This is a genomic window from Streptomyces hokutonensis, assembly GCF_042751305.1.
GTDB lineage: Bacteria > Actinomycetota > Actinomycetes > Streptomycetales > Streptomycetaceae > Streptomyces > Streptomyces hokutonensis_A.
Map to the genome: position 1 here is coordinate 438,185 of NZ_JBHYWD010000003.1, position 18,623 is coordinate 456,807.

Below are 18,623 nucleotides of genomic sequence, written 5' to 3' on the forward strand. Positions count from 1 at the left end.
GTGACTCCCGCCCCCGCCTAGTCCGTGAACCCGTGGTGGGCGATCTCCAGCACCTCGGTGGCGACGGCGGGACCGGCCGGGTCCAGGGACGGCCCCTGCCAGCTCACCGGCAGCACGTCGATCAGCCCCCAGTGCGCGACCTCCGACCCGTCCGCGCGCAGCGCAGCGATCTGCCCGGTGGGGCGCCTGATCCCCGTCTGCACGGAGGAGATCCACTTGGCGACCTTCGAGGTGTCCGGGGTGAGCGGGCGGGTCAGCCGGATGGTGGAGAAGGTGACGCGGGTGGGGAGTTGCCATACGAAGCCGTTGTTGCCGCCTTCCTGCCGGTGCTCGATCTCCACCTGCGACGACAGCCCTTCGCACCCGTTGAAGTAGCCGAGGCTCTCGCCGTCGATGCTGAGGGTGAACCAGATGGTGGAGCCCGGGTCGAGGCGGGACATCGGGGGTGGGCCTTTCTGTCGTTGCGGGGCGGTGCGGCGATGCGGTGGGGTGCGGGGTCGTGCCTTGCCGTGGTGGTCAGTGGCGGGGGTCGCGGAGCTTGCCGATGCGTTCGCGGTCCAGGCGGAGTTCCGTGCGGATCAGGCGGGTGATGCGGCCGATGATCCGGTGCACGAGTTCGTCGAGCTGGAAGTCGGTGAGGTCACGGGGGTCGAACTGGCCGGCGGGGACGGCTTCGTAGGCAGGGGGCGGGGAGGAGGAGGCGGTGGTTGACGAGGAGTACGGGGGTGGGGGCGGGTCTGAGGGCGCGGACGACTGGGAGGGGGGCGGGGTGTAGGCCGGTGGGGGGCCGGCTGGGAGTGGGGCGGCGTGGGGAACGGCAGGGGCTAGCGAGGGGCCGAGTGTGGCGCCGATGCCGGCGGTGACAGCGGCACCGGTGGCGCGAGCGCCCGGCGCCTTCCTGGCTGGGCGGACTCGATTGAGGGTGGAGGAGACCGCGGAGGAGAAGCTGCGCTGGACGGGGAGGGGGTGGGTCGGGGCGGCGGGGGTGGAGGTGAAGGGAGTGGCGGGGCGTAGGGGTACTACGGGTAGGGCGGGGGTGCTTGGCGGTTTGGGGGTGGAGGAGAGGCCGGAGAGGTTGGGAGTCCTGGGTAGTACGGGGGTGACCGGGGCTCCGGGGGTACTGGGGGCTGTGGGAGTCGCGGGTACTACGGGGGTGGGGGGTGTGGTGTGGCCGACGGAAGTGGCGGGGGTGGCGGGGGTTGTACGGCGGTGACGTTGTACGGGGGTGGCGGACGACAGGGGTGTGAGGCGCTGCGGTGGGGGCGGGGCGGGGAGTGAAGCGGCGGGGGGCGCCTGAGGGGTGAGCGGGGGTGCGGTGGGAGAGGTCGCGTGGGGAAGCGTGAGGTCGGGCGTGGTCGGGCCGGGTTGAGTCGGCTTCGTGGCGCGGGACTGGATCGTGGCTGAGCGCGGGGGTATGGACGAGAACGAGGGCGCGGGTTCGGGTTCGGCTGAGGTGGCCGTCGCGGCTGGGGGTGGGGTCGGGGCCGAGGGGCGCGGTCCGACCGGGGCTCCGGGTCCGACCGGGGACGGACTCACGGCCGAGGGCGAAGTCGCTGCCAGGGGTGAAGTCAGGGCCGAGGCTCGGGGCCCGACCGGGGACGAAGTCAGGGCCGAGGACGAGGACGGGGTCACTGACGGAAGCGGAGTCAGGGACGGGCTCAGCACCGGTGCTGCGGTTGGCCGGGGCTCGGTGCTCGGGCGCGCGGTGGGTGAGGGGGCGGTGGCCGAGGGAGTGTGAGGGGGCGGCACGGGCGTGCTCGGGGCGACGCTTCGCTGGACCGTGAGCCCCTGAGCCGGTGTCGGCGGGGATGCCGAGCCGGCAGGAGCATCGGTCGGCGGATCTGCGGTGGTCGGGCTCACGGCAGCCGGACGCGTGGGGGCCCGCAGCGCCTGCTGAGCAGACACAACAGGCTTGCCGAGGCCCACACTTCGCTGAATCGTCGGCTCCAACCCCGGTGTCCGCGAGGCGGGCGAGCCGGTCGGCGGAAGCGCGGTGCTCGGGCGAACGGCAGGCGAGTGCGTGGCACTTGGACGCGCGGTGGCCAACGGAGCCTGCGGAGCAGGCACAACAGGTGTGCCCGGCATCGCACTTCGCTGAATCACCGGTCCCGGACCCGTTGTCGGCAGGACAGTTGAGTCAGCCGGGGCGCCGGTCGACTGCGGCTCGGTGATCACGGGCGTGGCAGACGGATGCGGGGCATCTGGATGCGCCGTGGCCGCCGAAGCCTGCGGAACAGGCACAACAGGTGTGCCAGGGACCGCACTTCGCTGAATCGCCGACCCCGGATCCGATGTCGGCGAGGCAGTCGAGTCGGCCGGGGCTCCGATCGGCCGGTGCGTGGTGCTCGGGTGCGTGGCTTCCGAGGGGGCCTGTGCCGACGGTGTGGGCGTGCTCGGGGCGCCTCCGCGTTGGGGCGTCGGCCGCGGACCCCCTGTCGCCGGGGTTGCGGCGGGCCGGTACGTGCCGGGCGGGTGTGCGGTGGTCGGGAACGACGTGGTGGTGGCTGAAGGGGCGGTGGCCGAGGATCCCTGCGGAGGCGGAGCAGGCGTGCTCGGGGCCACGCTGCGTTGGATCGCCGGGCCCTGAACCTGGCCCTGACCTTGGCCCTGGGACTGCCCCTGGGACTGACCCGATGTCGGCCTCGGACCTGATTCCGTACGGCGACCAGTGCCCGCCGGCGGGATCGGTGAGCCGGTGAGGGGCTTGGCGTCTGCCGGTGTCGTGGTGACGGGAGCGCCGAGAGGTGACCGGCGCCGGGCGGGGGTGGTCGCCGCCGGAGGCGGGGAGTTGGCCGCCCGCGAGAGCGAAGGCTGAGCGGGTGTCGCCGAACCTGACACCGGAGCCGCTGCCGAATCGCCTTGCGGAGAACGGGCGTTGCTTGTCCCGGTCGGTACGGAGTGAGCGGCCGGACTCGGCATGTGCTGCCGTGTCTCGCTCGGGCGTGCGGTGAGCGGGGCGCCGAGGGGTACGCGGGGCGCGGGGCCGCGTTGGAGCTGGGGCGCGGGCGGGGTCGTAGGACCAGGGGGTGGAGTGTTTCCCGATTCGGGGGTGTGGGAGCGGAGCTCGGCGGAGCCGCCGTTACGCGGGGCGGAAGCGGGCAGCGCGCGTTGCACGGGCGTCGAAGCGCGAGAGGTGTCCGGTGCCCTCGGTGGCGTCGGGGCGGCAACCGCCGTATCCGGCGCAGTGATCGCCCGCTGCGCACCGTTCGTCCCGCGCCCGCTCCCGGAAACGGGAGCCGCGCCGCGCCCCGTGCTGGGGCCGACGGGCTCGTCACCACCCCCTGCCGGACGCGCCTGCGGAGTCGCGGAACGAGTCGAAGGACCTTGCGGCGCAGCCGAGTTGGCAGCCGGTCGGCGTTGCGCGGCGGGCTTCGCCGTACCGGGGTCTGCGACCGTCGGCGCACTCCGGTCACCCGAACCGCCCCCGGCAGCAGCCGAGTTCGGCCGGGCAAAGAGCCGCCGCTCCACCGCGGCCGCACCTGCCCGGGCCCGCGTCAACGACCCCGGCCGAGGGAGCTCCGACGACACCGGAGTCACCCGTACACCCGAAGCCGGACGCACCGCGTCGGTCGCGGGATCCGACCCACCTGGTCTCACTGCTTCCGGCCGCACACCGGAGGAACCACGCCGCGCGAGAGACCTGGACACCCCTCGCCCCGTAAGGGCACTCGCACTCGTACTGGCCCGCAGCGGAACCGCCGGCACCGGTGCGGCACGACCGGCCACCGGCAACTCCCCCGCGGGCCGCCCCAGACTCGGCACCGCCCGCGCCGGCGCCGTCGTAGACGCGGATCCCGCGATCCCGGCACTGCGTTCCGCGTCCAGCACCGCGCGGAACCCCGTGCCGGTGAAGGACGGGTTCTGCCAGGTGGGCAGGCGCGCGCCGAACCCGGCGTCGGCCACCCCGGTACCGCCCTCCGCGGAGGCCCGCCGGATCGGCGCCAGGCCCGGCCAGGCGGCCACCCTCACAGCAGGTCCCGTAGAACCCGTAGGACCATCGGGGTCGGAGCCCGTACCACCGACCCCGGGCCCGTCGACCCGCTGTCCCCGCAACCGGTCCAAGAACCCCACCGCTCAGCCCTCCGTCCCGGCTCGCGTCACCAGGGACGCGATCTCGCCGGTGTAGCGGCGGCGGTCGTGGTGTTCGAGGTTCAGGATGTCCTCCAGGCTCCAGTGGAAGTGGTAGGCGACGTACGCGATCTCCTCGTGCAGCCGGTCGGTCGCGTACGTCACGATTCCCCCAGGCGGCTCCCGCCGAGCTCCACCTCGAAGGGTTCCGCGCAGTGCGGGCACTGGACCGCCGCGCGGGTGTGGCCCTCCGCGTTGATCTGGCGGTAGAAGTCCTGGAGGAAGGCGAGGTCGGAGGCGAACATGTTCTCCACGATCCCGTCGTGGACCATGGGGACCGACCCCAGCCGGGTGATCACCCGGCCGAGCAGTACCACGGACAGGTACGCCGGGTTCTCCTGCACGCGGACGTCCCGCAGCGGCACCAACTCGTCGCGCGCGGTGGCCAGTCGCATCACACCGTCCTGGTGGACCGTGCCCGACTCGTCGACGTAGCCGCGCGGCAGCTGGAAGGGGAACTCGGTCCGCAGCGTCTGCCGTACGGCCGGAGCGGCGGCCGGAGCCGGGGCAGCTATCGGCCCCGCGCCCACCTCGGTCGCCGACTCCGCACCCGGCGCGGCCGTCGCCCCCGAACGCCGCATTATTCGATGACCAGTTCTTCGAACACGATGGTCACGGACTCGGTGAGCGCGGCGGCCTCGCCCGCCTTCACCGTGCTCGCGTCGATCTTGCTGCACCAGGCGTTGCGCAGGTGGTAGCGCTTCACGGGGTTGTTCTGGAAGTCCATCATGATGATCGACGCGTTCTTGCGGGCGGTGGTCATCTGGCCGGAGATCGACTCGTTGATCCACTGGGTGAACGAGGCCGACTGGGTCATGCCCCGGATGACCGTGCAGGTGCCGTTCTTCTTCACGCCCGGCAGGTTCTTGACCACGTTCTGGCCGTTGGGGGTGTTCTGCTGGTAGGTGATGACGTCCTGCTCGATGCTGAGGCCGCTGACCTCGGCGAGGTACTCGACCATGACGCCGTCGATCTGCAGGCCGAAATTGTGTGAGGTGAGGGCGTCACCCGGCTGGAGACTCATGAATTCGCTGTCCTTCTAGGGGTGTTGAGAACTGCCTGGAGCGGCGGTGGGCGCACGCCGGGTCCGCCTACTCCTCCAACTCCCCGCTCCCGCTGGAGAACTGGGCCAGTCGGAAGATCACGAACTCGGCCGGCTTCACCGGTGCGATGCCGATCTCGCAGACGACCCGGCCGACGTCGACCGACTCCGGCGGGTTGGTCTCCTCGTCGCACTTGACGTAGTACGCCTCTTCCGGCCGCTGCCCGAACAGGGCGCCACTGCGCCACTCGTTGACCAGGAAGGCCGAGATGTTGCGCCGGATGCGCGCCCACAGGGCGTGGTCGTTCGGCTCGAACACCACCCACTGGGTGCCGATCAGGATCGACTCCTCCAGGTAGTTGAAGTACCGGCGGATGTTGAGGTAGCGCCAGGCCGGGTCGGAGGACATGGTGCGGGCGCCCCAGACGCGGATGCCGCGGCCGGGGAAGGCGCGGATGCAGTTGACGCCGATGGGGTTCAGGAGGTCCTGCTCGCCGCGGGTGATCTGTGTCTCGAGGTCGACGGCGCCGCGTACGACCTCGTTGGCGGGCGCCTTGTGCACTCCGCGCTCGGAGTCGTTGCGGGCCCAGATGCCGGCGATGTGGCCGCTCGGCGGGATCAGCCGGGACTGTCCGCTCGACGGGTCGAAGGTCTTGATCCACGGGTAGTACAGGGCCGCGTACTTGGAGTCGTAGCCGGCCGTCTCCTGTCGCCAGACGCGGATCTGACGGGCGTTCAGGCTCGGCGGCGGGTCGATGACGGCGACGCGGTCGCCCATCAGCTCGCAGTGCGCGATCAGGCCCAACTGGACGGCCTTGACGGCCTCCAGGTCGATCGCACCGCGCTGGTAGGCGGCCATCAGGTCGGGCACCGCGACCATGGAGATCTCGTCCACGGCCTCCAGGCCGCCGAAGCCGGTGCGGTCGGCGGAGTCGCCGAGGTAGGTGGCCGGGCCGGGGTGTGACGGAGTGTCACCTACCGTGCCGGGTACGGCCGGAGCGGCGGCGGGCGCCCTGAGCGCGACCGTCTGGTTGTCCGGGCGGGCCAGCTGCGCGGCGGGCGCGGCCTCTGCCACGGTGATGAGCTTGGAACGTTCCTTGACCTGGGTGACGACGTAGTTGCGGCCGCCCTTCTTGGCGGTCACGTCGAAGCTCTCGACGTCCCGGCCGGCGTCCTTGACGATCAGCCGGAACCGTTCGGCGGGTCCCTCGCCCTCGGCGTCGGCCACCTCGACGGTCAGGTCGCCGGGCGCCACGGCCGTCACGGCGAAGGTGCCGAGCTGGGCCGGTTCGCCGGGCGGCAGAGCGGCCGGAGTGGCCGAACCTCCCAGGGCGGACGGGGATTTGGCCTCGGCGCCGGTGCCCTCCGCGGTGCCGCCGACGCGGACGACGTAGGCGGCCGAACCGCCGTTGTTGAAGAAGCCGTAGACGGAGTGCGCGAGGTAGTACCCGTCGGTGAACTCACCGAAGGCAGCCACGTACTGCGTCCAATTGGTCACCAGGGTCGGCTCGTTCAGCGGACCGGTCGGGGCCAGACCCACGAAGGCCGCCACCGAGGTGCCCACTCCCTCGATGGGGCGCGAGCCGCTGGCCACCTCCTCGACGTAGACGCCGGGCGACAGGTAGGACGGCATGCTCTGCTCTCCTCGGGGTACGAGATAAGACGCTCTTAAGCCTCACGCGCGTGCCCCTGCCGACGAAACGTCCTCGGGTGCCTGTCTCGGGGCAACTTCCGTGCCCTCAGGGGCAGACCGCGCGTGGGACACGACGTGCCCGGCGGTGCCCTTCCGGGTCTGTCGCGGCGGATCTCCCCACCGTGGGGCGGCAACCGCGTTTGCGAGGACGCCCCTTTGGGCAACCCCCTTTGCCCTGTCAGCTCCTGACGTCCCCTCACCATCCGTCGTAGCGTCACCACATGAGTCTGTGGACCTCCCTGGAGCCCGCGTCCGCGACCGTCGATCCCGGTGGCAGTACCCGAGTGCGGCTACGGCTGCGCAACACCGGCGACGTCGTGGACGAGTACCGCTTCGAGCCGGTCGGGGGCATCGCGCCCTGGACCACCGTGGAGCCGCAGACGCTGCGGCTCTACCCGGGTACGACGGGCACGGTCGACCTGACGTTCGCGCCGCCGCGCACCCCGGACGCGACGGCCGGCCCGAACCCCTACGCCGTCCGGATCACGCCGACCGAGCACCCCGAGGCGGTCACCGTCCCCGAGGGCAATCTGACGATCACCCCGTTCTCGGAGGTGCGGGCGGAGCTGGTGCCGCCGACGGTCAAGGGCCGGTTCCGGGGCCGCCCCCGGCTGGCCGTGGACAACCTCGGCAACACCAAGCTCACGGCGTCGATCAGCGGCAGCGACAACGGCGACCAGCTGGCGTACGACATCCATCCGGGCAATGTGCAGATCGAGCCGGGCCGGGCCGCGTTCGTCAAGGCGTCGCTGAAGCCCCGGAAGATCATCTGGTTCGGACCGAAGGAGCAGCGGCCGTACACGCTGAACGTGTTGCGGTCGGGCGCCAATCCCCTTCCGGTGGAGGGGACTTACCTCCAGCGCGGGTTCCTGCCACGCTGGCTCGCCACCTTCCTCGGGGCCGTCCTCGCGCTCGCGCTCACCTTCCTGATGCTGTGGATCGCGTACAAGCCGCAGGTGCGGACGACGGCCACCGAGCAGCTCAAGGACGCGGGCGTCAGCACGCTCGCGCCCGCTCCCTCGCCGACCGCGAGCGTGCCGGCGCCGCCCTCCGCGACGGCCGCGGCTCCCCCGCCGGCCGCCGTGACCTCGACCGCCGCCGCGGCGGGCGGGGGCGGCGGCGGATCCACGGCGTCCGCGAAGCCCAAGCCCAAACCGGCGACGGCGGCGACCGCGGTGAAGAAGCTGGCCGCGAAGGACTCGGGCCGGCACATCTGCTACCGCGCCTTCATCGCGGGCGACGGCTGGACGGACGCGGTCTGCGACGGGGCCGCGACCGGCACGGTCGACGACGCCAAGCAGATCACGGCCCTGAACATCGCGGTGTCCGGCTCCCTCGGCTCGGGCGCCAACGCCTTCATCCACAACCCCGCCTCGACCGACGGCAACGGCATGTGGGAGCCGCAGTGGACGGCGATCATCGACGACAACAAGGACAACTACATCGGCAGTACGGACAAGGACGCGCCGTACATGACGGGCTTCGCCCTCAACATCGGCAGCGGCCAGGTCTGCGAGACGGCCCGCAACACCGGTTGGGACTGGGGCGGTCAGGGGTGCGCGGACGCCCGCCCCAAATACCTCTTCGGCGGCACACTCGACAACTCCCGCTGGCTGGTGGCCGTCAAGTTCACGGTGTAGTCCGGCTGTTGGGCGGCTACCAGGTGCCCTCGCCGGGCACCAGCCGCCCCGCCTTGCGGTACTCGCGGCGGGCCCCCTCCAGGAGGTCCGCCGCGCCGACCGTGTCACCGCGGCCTGCGGCCAGGTAGGCGGCGGTGACGACCGCACTGCGGATGGAACCGCCCGCCAGCTCGAACTCCTTCGCCAGCGGCACGAGTTCGAGGTCCGGTGCGCTCGGCACATGGGTCAGGCCGTGCCGCCACAGCGCGAGCCGCTGCACCGGGTCGGGGAACGGGAAGTCGACGACCAGATCGAGCCGCCGGGTGAACGCCTCGTCGATGTTGGCGCGCAGGTTGGTGGTGAGCAGCGCGATCCCGTCGAAGGACTCCAGGCGTTGGAGCAGATAGGCGCTCTCCATGTTGGCGTAGCGGTCGTGCGAGTCCTTCACCTCGGACCGCTTGCCGAAGACCGCGTCGGCCTCGTCGAAGAGGAGCACGGCGTCGGTGCGGTCGGCCTCCGTGAAGATCCGTTCGAGGTTCTTCTCGGTCTCGCCGATGTACTTGTCGACGACCGACGACAGCTGAACCACATAGAGATCCAGGCCGAGTTCGGCCGCGACGACCTCCGCCGACAGCGTCTTGCCGGTACCGGACTCACCGGCGAACAGCCCGAGCACGCCCCGCCCCCGGCCGCCGCCCGCGCTGAGCCGCCAGTCGCCGAGGACCCGGTCGCGGTGGCGCGCGCGCAGGGCGAGTTCGTGGAGCTGGGTGAGCGACCGGTCGGGCAGGACCAGGTCCCGCCAGTCGACCGCCGGTTGGATGCGGCGGGCGTGCTGTTCGAGCCCCGACGCCGACTGCTGGCGGGCGGCGAGCCGCAGATGGGCGGCGGACAGCGGGGTGCCGTCGAACGCGGCGAGTCCCCGGGCCGCCCGGGCGGCGCGCGCGATGCGGTCGGCGCCGAGGTGGTACGGCGCGACGGTGGCCCGTACGTCGAAGCCACTGTCCTCGCCGACGGCCTCCGTCCAGGCCCGCACCGCCGCCGCGCGCTGCCGGGGCGCCTCCAGGATCAACGGGTCGCTGTCGCACCACTCCGGGTCGTACGGGCGGGCCCCGGCGAACACCACGGAGACATCGGTGGCAGCCGTCAACGCCCTTACCAACGCGCCGGGTTGGTCGGTCAGACCGCTCACCACGACCGTACGACCGCCCAGCCGCGCCTCGCGCAGCAGCTCCGGCACCCGCTCAGCCGGACCGGAGAAACGGACTGCGGGCACCCCCGCCGCGTCCAGCGCGGCCGACACGCACACCAACCCGTCGCCCTCGTGACGCTCCCTCACATACACGGCGAGCGGCGGCCCACCGGCGAGCAGCACGGCCAGCCGCTCCACGAAGTGGGTGAACTCGTCGTCCCCGCCCGGCTCTTGGCCGTCGTACGGCACTCTCGGCGTCGCCAGTGGGTGGAGGTGGCCGGCGAGGGCCGCGTCCGGGGTGTCGTCGCCGAGCAGATGGGCCACGATGCGGTCCGGTACCCGCAACGAGCGGCTGAGGAGAGGGCGTTCGGGTTCCTCCACGGCGAGGAGGCCGAGGGCGGAGAGCGGGGCCGCGGGATGGAACCGGGCCCGTCCCTCCGCGTCGTGGGCGGGGATGCCGCACAGGTCGAGGGCGAGTCCCACGGTGGCCCGGCGGCGGCCGACGTCGTCGTTGAGGTAGCCGTAGAGGGGCTCGAAGGAACGGTCCAAGTCGGGGGCGAGAGCGATGAGGAGGAGGGCGGTGTCGAGGTCGGTGAGGCGCAGGGCGGCGAGGCGGTCGGGTGCCGACTCCCATACGGGCGGCGCCGGTTCGGGTGATCGCAGGAGCAGGTACTCGACCGCCTCCCCGGAGAGGTAGAGGCCGCGCAGCGGGTCGGCGGCCGTGGGGTCGGTCGCGGAGCGCTGGGCGACGAGCAGGGCGACACGCTCGCGGAGGCGGCCGAGCCGGGCGAGGAGAGCGTCGGCCTCCGACTCGGTGGCAGGAGTCACGCCGAGGGACACGCCCATTTCTTCGACCGTCACGTTCCCGTCCCCGACGTCCTCCTGCGGCGCGCCACCTCTCGGGCCTCCCGCGCCGCCGCCACCTGGCGCGGGCGGTGGGCGCGTTCCTCCGGGCCCGGTGCGGTGCCGTCGAGGCCGTGGACGCGCACGGCGGCGCCCTCGGTGACCGGCGGGCCCGCGTCGTATTCGGGGTAGGCCGGGAAGGGCGCCGTGACGACGAGGTCGAGGGAGGGCTTGAGTTCGCCGCCGAGGGCGGACCAGATCTCCGCGAGTGAGCGTGACTCGGTCTGGATGCCGGCCACCGAGATCGGCACCGACAGGCCCAACTCGGCGAGGGACCCTGGGAGTTCGGCGGGGGCGAGCAGCTCGCGCGGGATCAGGGTGGCCAACACGGCGGACAGCAGGCGGTGTTCGTCCTGCGGCCGTTTCGTCCACGCGGTCACCAGGTACGACAGCCGGAACCAGCGCGGCGGCTGGCGGCGCTTGACGACCACGTCCCGCTCGTCGCGCACGGCGACATGCCCGCGCTGGCGCCGGTGCACGTCCTCCCTGATGTCGTACAAGTAGGTGTTGATCGTGGGGGTGTTGCGGCGGGCCGCCCAGTCGCGGGTCGGTGCGTCGAAGGAGACCTCGATGCCCGAACCGGCCAGTGCGCCGCCGCCGATCAGGTCCTTCAGGACCTCGTCCACCTCGTGGATCACCGCCGTGCTCCCGCCCTGCCGTGCTGTCGTGCCCCGCCGTGCGCGTCGGCGCCCGCTACGCCCCTGTCGGCCGTACTCCGATCGTGCCGTTCCAACCGGCCATGCCCGCAAGCACGTTGGGGACGTATGGAGGGCACGGCAGTTTGCCCGCGTGTCCGGCTTCGAGTGCCCGTTCGGTCAGATGTAGCCTTCCCGGAGGGCATGGGCCACGGCGTGTGCCCGATTGCGCAGATGGAGGCGGGTGGTGAGCCCGTGCATCACGTTTTTGACGGTGCGTTCGGAATAGGAGAGCTTGCTGGCGATCTCTCCGGTGTCGAGTCCCTCGGCGACCAGCCGCAGGACGTCCACCTCACGCGGCACGAGCCCCGCCGTCTGGACTCCGGAGCGGCCCGCCGCGCTGCGGTGCAGCGTCCCGACCTGTTCGACGAGTCGTCCGATCAGATCGGCGGGCAGGTCGCCGTCGCCGCGGGCCGCCGCGATCACGGCCTGCACCAGGCGCTGCGCGGTCGCCTCCTGGCGCCAGACGATGGCGCCGACCCCGCACTCGATCACATCGAGCAACTCCGCCTCGCGCAGGGCCCCTACGACGAGTACGGCCCGCCCGCCCTCGCTCCGCACGAGCCGGCGCAGTTTGGTGAGCGCGGCTTCGTCGAGGGTGTCGGCGATGAGCAGCGCCACCCGGCCGGGGCCAGTGTCGTTCTCCTCGCGGAGGTCGATCTCCGGGTATCTGCGCAGCTGGCTGAGTGCTCCCTCGCGCGAGATCGGGTCCGGGGCGTGGACCGCCACGGGTATCCGGTCGCCGGGGTCGGCCGTACCGGGATGCGCGGTCCGCGATGAGCTGAGCAACGTTCTCCCTCGATCCACATACGTGCCACCCCAGTTGCGCTGGTGGCGGCCGTGTACTCCTCACCCTCGTGGGGCGGGAGGGACGCGCGCAATCGTGGAGCACCACGAGCAGCACCACGAGATCGGACGAACGACGGACCACGACGGAGACGAGGAGGACCGCGATGACGGGGACCGCACCTGACGCCGGAACGTCCGTGATGCCCTGCGAACACCGGGACGCTGCACGGCTGTTGGCGGTGGAGGCCGCGCATGCCCGCGCCGGTTCGGGCCGTCTCGTGCTGCTGCGCGGGGCGACGGGGACGGGCCGTACCACCGTGCTGGAGGCCGCCGCCGAGGACGCGGCGGCGCACGGCATGCGGGTGCTGCGGGCCCGCTGTTCGCCCCGCGACCAGGCGATTCCGTACGCCGCCGTCCTGCAACTGCTGGGCCCGGTACCGGAGTTCGCGGACCTCGCCGTCGACGGGGACGAGCGGGCCAGCGCCGCCCGGCTGTGGCGGGTGCTGCGCTCGTACGCCGACCGGGCACCGCTGCTGATCGCCGTGGACGACGTCCATCTGGCCGACGCCGCCTCGCACCGGTGGCTGGTGGAGTCGGCGCGGCACGTGGACCGATTAAGGATCCTGCTGGTGGCCACCGAGCGCAGCCAGTACGACATCGAGCCGGCCGAGCCGGGCCTGACCCACACCCTGTCGCCCGCGCTGGTCCGCACCCACACCCTGGCCCCGCTGACCGCCAAGTCGGCGGCCGGGCTGGTCCGTTCGGTACGCGCCGACGCGCCCGGGCCCTGGGTGGACGACTGTGTCCGGGCCGGCGCCGGCAACCCCCTGCTGCTGCGCGCCCTGCTCGACGACCTCGGCGCCGACCGGCATCCGAAGGTGCCGGAGACGTCCGCCGCGCTGTATCCGGGGGCGTATCCGGCGGCCGTGTCCTGGTGGCTGGAATGCGCGGGCCCGGCCACCGGTGAGGTCGCGCGGATCCTGGCCGCGCTGGACGAGGGCTGGGCCGGGGACGCTCCCGCGGCGCTACCCGCCGATCGCACCGACCCGGCTCCCGTCGACGAACTGGCCGCCCTGGTGGCCGAGTTGGCGGGTGCCGACCCGGCGCGGGTGGCCGGCTGGCTGACCGCGATGACCGGGCTCGGCGTGTTGCGCCCGGACCCCGACGGGCGCCCGCGCTACGCGCATCCACTCCTGCGCGACGCCGTGCTGACCGGCGTGCCCGCGGCCAGGCGGCGGGCCGCGCACGCGGCGGCGGCCGGGGCGATGCAGCGCCACGGCGGCTCCCCCGACACGGTCGCCCGGCAGCTGCTGCTCGCCGACCCGGTGGGCGCGCCCTGGACGTCGGCCGTGCTCCAGGAGGCGGCCTCGCTCGCGCTGCGGGACGGGCGCGCGGACGACGCCGTCGTCTTTCTGCGCCGGGTCCTGAAGGAGCCGCTGCCGGACGGCCGCAGGCAGCGGCTGCTGACCGAGCTGGGTTCTCTGGAGTACACGCGGACCTCCTCGGCCGGCATCCCCCGGCTGAGCGAGGCGCTACGGCTGTCCGGGGCGCCGCAGGACACGATGCGCGCGGCCGTCGCCCTCGGCACGGCTCTGGCCGGCCGGGGCAGGACCGTGGCCGCCGTGGACGTACTGCGCACGGCGGAGGACGAGTTGACGGACCGTCCGCAACTGGTGCGCACCCTCCAGACCGCTTCGGTGCTGCTGGCCGAGCAGGACCAGTCGGTGCGGCAGGACGTGTACCGGTGGCTCCGCGATGCCGCCGAGGACTCGCCGGAGCTGGTCGGCACGGCCGGTCAGGCACTGGTCGTGCGCCATGCGGCCACGGCCGGTCTGATCTCGGCGGCGGAGGCGATGCGGCGGCTGCGCGCGCTGCTGGCCCAGCCCGCCGACCCGCTGACCGAGCCGTTCCTGCTCGGCACGGCCGCCGCCGTGGCCCAGTGGGCCGACGAACTCCCCGAGGCGGAACGGCTGGTGGAGCGCGGCCTGGTCGGGCAGCGTCCCGACCTGCTGCATCCGATGCACGACGCGCTGACCAACGTACGGGCCGACATCCTGTCCGCCCGGGGCGAGCACGGACGGCTGCTGACGGAGGCGTGGGCGCGGGACTGGGCGCGGAGCACGCCGTCGAACGCGCACGCCACCATCCTGCTGGCGCTGCTGGCGACCGGGCAGGAGGCGCGGGCGCTGCGGCTCGCGGACGGTTTCGACCTGGGGTCGGCGCCCGACTCCTGGGAGTTGAACCGTTTCCTCTACGCGCGGGGTGTGCTGCGCGCGGCCTGCGGCGATCCGGCGGGCGCGCTGCACGACTTCCTGGAGTGCGGGCGCCGGCAGTCTGCCCGTGAGGTGGTGAGCCCGGTCGTCACTCCGTGGCGTTCGGCCGCCGCCGAGTGCCGGCTCGCCCTCGGCCGTCCCCGGGAGGCGATCGCGCTGGCGGAGGAGGAGCTGCGGCTGGCCCGGGTGTGGAACACGCCCCGCACGGTGGGCCGTTCGCTGCGGGTGCTGGCCGCGGCGACCGGTGGACGGCGAGGTCTGGAGCTCGCCCAGGAGGCCGTGGGGCTGTTGCGGGAGGCGCCGGAGGGGACGGAGACCGAGCTGGTGCCGGCGCTGATCGCGCAGGGCCGGGCGCTGACCGCGGCCGGGGACCGGCGGCGGGCCCGCGGTTGCCTGCGCGAGGCCGCGGAGCGTGGCGAGCGGCTGGGCGCGACCCGGCTACAGGCCCTGGCGGAGGGGGCGTTGGGCGAGAGCGGCGCCCGGCGCACGGCCCCGGCCCGCACCGGTTCGGGGTCTCTCACCAACAGTGAGCGCCGGATCGCCGAGCTGGCCGCCGACGGCCGTACGAACACCGAGATCGCCGATCTGCTGCATCTGGCCCGGCGCACGGTGGAGACCCATCTCACCAGTTCCTACCGGAAGTTGGGCATCCAGCGCCGGGGCCAGCTGCCCCGGACGCTGGGACGGGGCGGCCAACGCCCCTGAGGCGGACGCTACTTGTGGGTGCGGGCGGTCGGGGTGGGCTCGGTGCCCTCCGCGCGCACGGTGCTGTGGGTCTTCTTCTTGGGGAGGTGCCGGGGCACGACGTCCTGGGGGAAGGTGAGTTGCTGGTTCATCCACTTCAGGGCGGCGGGCATCTCCCGTACCCAGGTGGGGAAGTTGTGGCTGCCGGACTCGGGCAGGATGGACACGACGCGCATGGGCGCCTTGACGGCCTTGATGAAGGCGAGGGTCTGCGGGTAGCCGCGCTCGCCGTGCTTGCTCTCGGCGACCAGGACGGAGACCTGGGGTGCGGGCAGGTGCTTCAGCCGCCACATCAGGTCGTGTCCGTTGACCCGGTTGACGCGGCCGAGTCCGCTGCCGAAGAGGTTGCCGGTGGTGGGGTCGTCCTTGACCCTGTAGTCGGGCGAGAGCGCTGCGGCCGTGGTGTAGACGTGCGGGTTGCGCATCGTCAGCTGCAAAGCGCAACTGCCGCCGGAGGAGTAGCCCATGACGCCCCAGGCGCTGGCGTCGTGGCCGACCCGGTAGACGGACTTCAGGGCCTGCGGGAGGTCCTTGGCGAGGAAGGTCTCGGTCTGCGGTCCGCCGGGGACGTTGACGCACTCGGTGTCGCGGGGCGGCGCGATGGTGGGCCGGATCATCACCATGACGGTCGGCTGCATCTGGCCGCTCTTCTGCAGCTGGCCTGCGGTCTGCGAGACCCGCAGGTACTGGGCGAGGTTGAAGATGCTGCCGGGGTAGCCGCTGAGCGCGACGACGACCGGGAAGCGCTGCCTGGCGTACGCCTTCTGGAAGTACTGCGGGGGCAGATAGACGAAGGCCGGGTCGACGACGCCGGTGCGGCGGCCGATGACCTTCACTGACTCCACCTTGCCGTTGACCGCGGGATTGCCGGTGGGCAGTCCGCTGACCCGGTTCAGCTGCTCGTCGGAGGCGGGTTGCACCAGCGCGCCCTTGACGGAGATACCGGTCGCGCCGCCGTTGTGGTCGGCCGCCTGGGTCACGCCGACGGGCGCGGTGTCGGTGTTGCCGAAGAGCTCGTCCCACGATCCGAAGAACTGGTACGAGGAGTTCAGCCAGCACGCGAACGCGGCGATGATCGTGACCTGTGTCACTCCGATGGCCGTCAGCCGCCCGAGCACCTGCCGCACCCCGGGCCTGGCGAGCCGCGGCCACAGCCAGACAAGCAGCGCCACGCAGACGACGGCGACGGCCGCCATCACATAAACGGTAGTCTCGCTGGTCAAACCCATGCCACTCAGTCCCCGGTTCCTTGCCTGTGCTCGTTCCTTCACACAGAAGGAGGGCTACGGACCCCTTCGCGTTCCTCAACGAGTGCGAATAGGACAAAGAAGCGGGTCTCTTACCGTTTCCACGCCGAGTCGTCTGTAAGGCCCACATAAGGTCCGGCCGCGTCCCGTCGTCCGGCCCGACCCGGTAGGTTTCGCAGCGGCCCGAAGAGGTCGGCTCCGGGGAAAGGAACGCCATGGCGAAGGAGGACTCCGCCGTGCTGGCCGACAGACTGGCGTCCGCCCGGTTGCAGTACTTCGTCGGCAGACAGCGGGAACTGGCCCTGTTCCGCCGCGCGGCGGCCGGCGAACCGGGTGCCCCGACGGTCGTCGTGCTGCACGGACCGGGCGGCATCGGCAAGACCGCCCTGCTCCAGCGGTTCGCCGCGGAGGCGCGCGCCATGGGCCGGCCGGTCGTGAGCGTCGACGCCCGTACGATCGACCGCTCCCCTTCGGCCTTCGAGGCGGCCACCGCCGAGGTCTTCGTCCAGGACAACGCTGTCCTGCTGGTCGACGACTTCGAGCGCTACCGGGACATGGAGGAGTGGATACGGGAGCGCTTCCTCCCCCGGTTACCGGCCGGTGCCCTGGTCGTCGTCGCCGGCCGGCTCGCCCCCGACCCGCTGTGGAAGGCGGACCTCGGGTGGAGCGAGCTGCTCCAGGTCGTACCACTGCGGGAGTTGGGGCCCGCGGACTCGGCGGCCCTGCTCACCTCGCAGGGCGTCGACCCGGCCTCGCACGCGGCTCTGCTGCGGTTCGCCGCGGGCCATCCCCTCGCCCTGCGACTGGCCGCCGAGGCGGCGACGCACGACAACACGTCGACGGACGAGGTGTTCTGGGCGCCGCTGCGCACGGTCGTCGACCGGCTGCTGACGCACCTGGTCGGCAAGCCGCCGTCGTCCGCGCACCGGCGGGCGCTGGAGGTGTGCGGCCATGTCGCGGACACCACCGAGGAGTTGCTGCGGGTGGCGCTCCCCGACGAGGACGCCACCGAACTCTTCGCCTGGCTGCGGCAGTTGTCCTTCATGAAGTCGGGCCCCTTCGGGGTCCGCCCGTACGACGTGGTCCGGGACGCCCTCGACAGCGACTTCCGCTGGCGCGATCCGGAGCGCTACAAGGCCATGCACCGCACGGTCCGCCGTCACCTGATCGAGCGCGTCCGCGAGGCGCCGGAGAAGGAAGCCCTGCGCGCCGCCCGCGAGTTCAACCACATCGTCTCCAGGGCCCAGTGGCTGCGCGAGTTCCAGGGCGACCGCGCGGAGGGGGCCGTCGACGAGCAGCCGATGCGGCCGGAGGACGCCCCGGCGCTGATCGAGCTGACCCGCAGGGTCGAGGGCGAGCACAACGCCCGTGTCGTCGCCCACTGGTTGACGCGCCAGCCCGAGGCGTTCCACGTCCACCGTCGCTGCGACACCGGCCAACTGCTGGGCTTCATGGCCTGGTTGAGGATCGACGAGCTGGACGACGAGACCCGGGCGGCCGACCCCGTGACGGCCGAGGCCTGGGACCTGGTGTCCGCGATGACACCCCCGCGCCAGGGCGAACACCTCGCTGTGGCCCGGTTCATGGTGCACGAGGAGAACCATCACCGGCCCTCGCGGTCGTGGGACCTGGTGCGCATGCGGATCGTCTTCGAGCTGCTGCGCGCCAAGCACTGCGCCTGGTCCTGTTTCGTCAGCGCCGAACCGAAGTTCTGGGGACCGCTGATGACCTACATGGGCATGTTCCAGCCGCCGCGCCAGGCGGTCCACGCCGATCGCGGGTACGGCCTGTTCTGCCACGACTGGCGGGCGGCGCGGGTGGAGGAGTGGGCCGAGGGCATCGACGCCCGGCTGCTCGGCGGGGCACCGGCGGTGGCCGCCGGAAAGCCCAAGTCCCGTCTGACATCGCTGAGTCGGGAGGAGTCGGACGCCGCGGTCCGCGAGGCGCTGCGCGGCTGGCTCGACCCGGGCGGCCTCGCCGACAACCCGCTGCTGCGCAGCCGGCTGGTGGAGGACCTCAGCGAGGGCGACCCGGTGACCGCGCTGCGCGACCTGATCCACAAGGCCGTACAGCGGCTGAACGCCCATCCCCGCACCCGGCATCTGTACGAGGTGCTGACCGCGACGTACCACTCGACGTCGACGCAGGAGGCCGTGGCGCGGAAGCTGAACCTGGCGTTCAGCACCTACCGCAGACACCTGGCCCGCGCGCTGGACGAGGTGCGCGAGACGGTGTGGGACTGGGAGGTGCACGGCCGGATCAGGGCCGAACAGGAGCCCCCGCAAGGGAGTTGAGCGCCGG

At 72.5% G+C, this 18,623-nt stretch carries 12 protein-coding genes; 3 read left to right on the plus strand and 9 right to left on the minus strand.

Going from position 1 to position 18,623, the window contains the following annotated elements:
• Window positions 1-17: 17 nt before the first annotated feature.
• From ACFXC1_RS11805 to ACFXC1_RS11825, 5 genes are all read right to left on the minus strand, one after another.
• Window positions 18-440 (minus strand): phage tail protein, encoded by a 423-nt coding sequence (locus ACFXC1_RS11805; protein WP_019071368.1) that lies wholly within the window; start codon window positions 438-440, stop codon window positions 18-20.
• Window positions 441-4,074: 3,634 nt separating this feature from the next.
• Window positions 4,075-4,233, minus strand: coding sequence for a DUF6760 family protein (locus ACFXC1_RS11810; RefSeq protein WP_381241723.1), 159 nt, complete (start codon window positions 4,231-4,233; stop codon window positions 4,075-4,077).
• Entirely contained in the window at window positions 4,230-4,709 is a 480-nt protein-coding gene (locus ACFXC1_RS11815) for a hypothetical protein (protein WP_381241724.1), read from the minus strand. The genes ACFXC1_RS11810 and ACFXC1_RS11815 overlap by 4 nt, the downstream gene beginning before the upstream one ends.
• Window positions 4,709-5,152 (minus strand): phage tail protein, encoded by a 444-nt coding sequence (locus ACFXC1_RS11820; RefSeq protein WP_019063375.1) that lies wholly within the window; start codon window positions 5,150-5,152, stop codon window positions 4,709-4,711. The genes ACFXC1_RS11815 and ACFXC1_RS11820 overlap by 1 nt, the downstream gene beginning before the upstream one ends.
• A 67-nt stretch (window positions 5,153-5,219) precedes the next feature.
• Window positions 5,220-6,803, minus strand: coding sequence for a phage tail sheath family protein (locus tag ACFXC1_RS11825; protein ID WP_381241726.1), 1,584 nt, complete (start codon window positions 6,801-6,803; stop codon window positions 5,220-5,222).
• Window positions 6,804-7,084: 281 nt separating this feature from the next.
• Here ACFXC1_RS11825 and ACFXC1_RS11830 point away from each other — a divergent pair, with 281 nt between their 5' ends.
• The gene (locus tag ACFXC1_RS11830) at window positions 7,085-8,503 is read left to right on the plus strand and encodes a hydrolase (protein WP_381241728.1); all 1,419 of its coding nucleotides are present in this window, start codon (window positions 7,085-7,087) and stop codon (window positions 8,501-8,503) included.
• A 16-nt stretch (window positions 8,504-8,519) separates the two neighbouring features.
• Here the strand turns inward: ACFXC1_RS11830 and ACFXC1_RS11835 are convergent, their stop codons facing one another.
• The 3 genes from ACFXC1_RS11835 to ACFXC1_RS11845 all read right to left on the minus strand — a co-directional run bounded on the left by ACFXC1_RS11835 (window position 8,520) and on the right by ACFXC1_RS11845 (window position 12,058).
• The gene (locus ACFXC1_RS11835) at window positions 8,520-10,517 is read right to left on the minus strand and encodes an ATP-binding protein (RefSeq protein WP_381241927.1); all 1,998 of its coding nucleotides are present in this window, start codon (window positions 10,515-10,517) and stop codon (window positions 8,520-8,522) included.
• Between the two features lie 11 nt (window positions 10,518-10,528).
• Window positions 10,529-11,212, minus strand: coding sequence for a Pvc16 family protein (locus ACFXC1_RS11840; protein WP_381241729.1), 684 nt, complete (start codon window positions 11,210-11,212; stop codon window positions 10,529-10,531).
• 177 nt (window positions 11,213-11,389) lie between these two features.
• A complete protein-coding gene (locus ACFXC1_RS11845) occupies window positions 11,390-12,058 on the minus strand; it encodes a helix-turn-helix transcriptional regulator (protein WP_381241730.1) in 669 nt (222 codons plus the stop codon).
• 164 nt (window positions 12,059-12,222) lie between these two features.
• Here ACFXC1_RS11845 and ACFXC1_RS11850 point away from each other — a divergent pair, with 164 nt between their 5' ends.
• On the plus strand, window positions 12,223-15,036 hold the full coding sequence (locus ACFXC1_RS11850) for an AAA family ATPase (protein WP_381241731.1): 2,814 nt from the start codon (window positions 12,223-12,225) through the stop codon (window positions 15,034-15,036).
• Window positions 15,037-15,044: 8 nt separating this feature from the next.
• Here the strand turns inward: ACFXC1_RS11850 and ACFXC1_RS11855 are convergent, their stop codons facing one another.
• Window positions 15,045-16,304 carry an alpha/beta hydrolase gene (locus tag ACFXC1_RS11855; RefSeq protein ID WP_381241733.1) on the minus strand — a complete coding sequence of 420 codons (1,260 nt, stop codon included), beginning with the start codon at window positions 16,302-16,304 and terminating at the stop codon, window positions 15,045-15,047.
• Window positions 16,305-16,537: 233 nt separating this feature from the next.
• Between ACFXC1_RS11855 and ACFXC1_RS11860 the strand changes: the two genes are divergently transcribed.
• Window positions 16,538-18,616 carry an ATP-binding protein gene (locus ACFXC1_RS11860; protein WP_381241734.1) on the plus strand — a complete coding sequence of 693 codons (2,079 nt, stop codon included), beginning with the start codon at window positions 16,538-16,540 and terminating at the stop codon, window positions 18,614-18,616.
• Window positions 18,617-18,623: the final 7 nt, after the last annotated feature.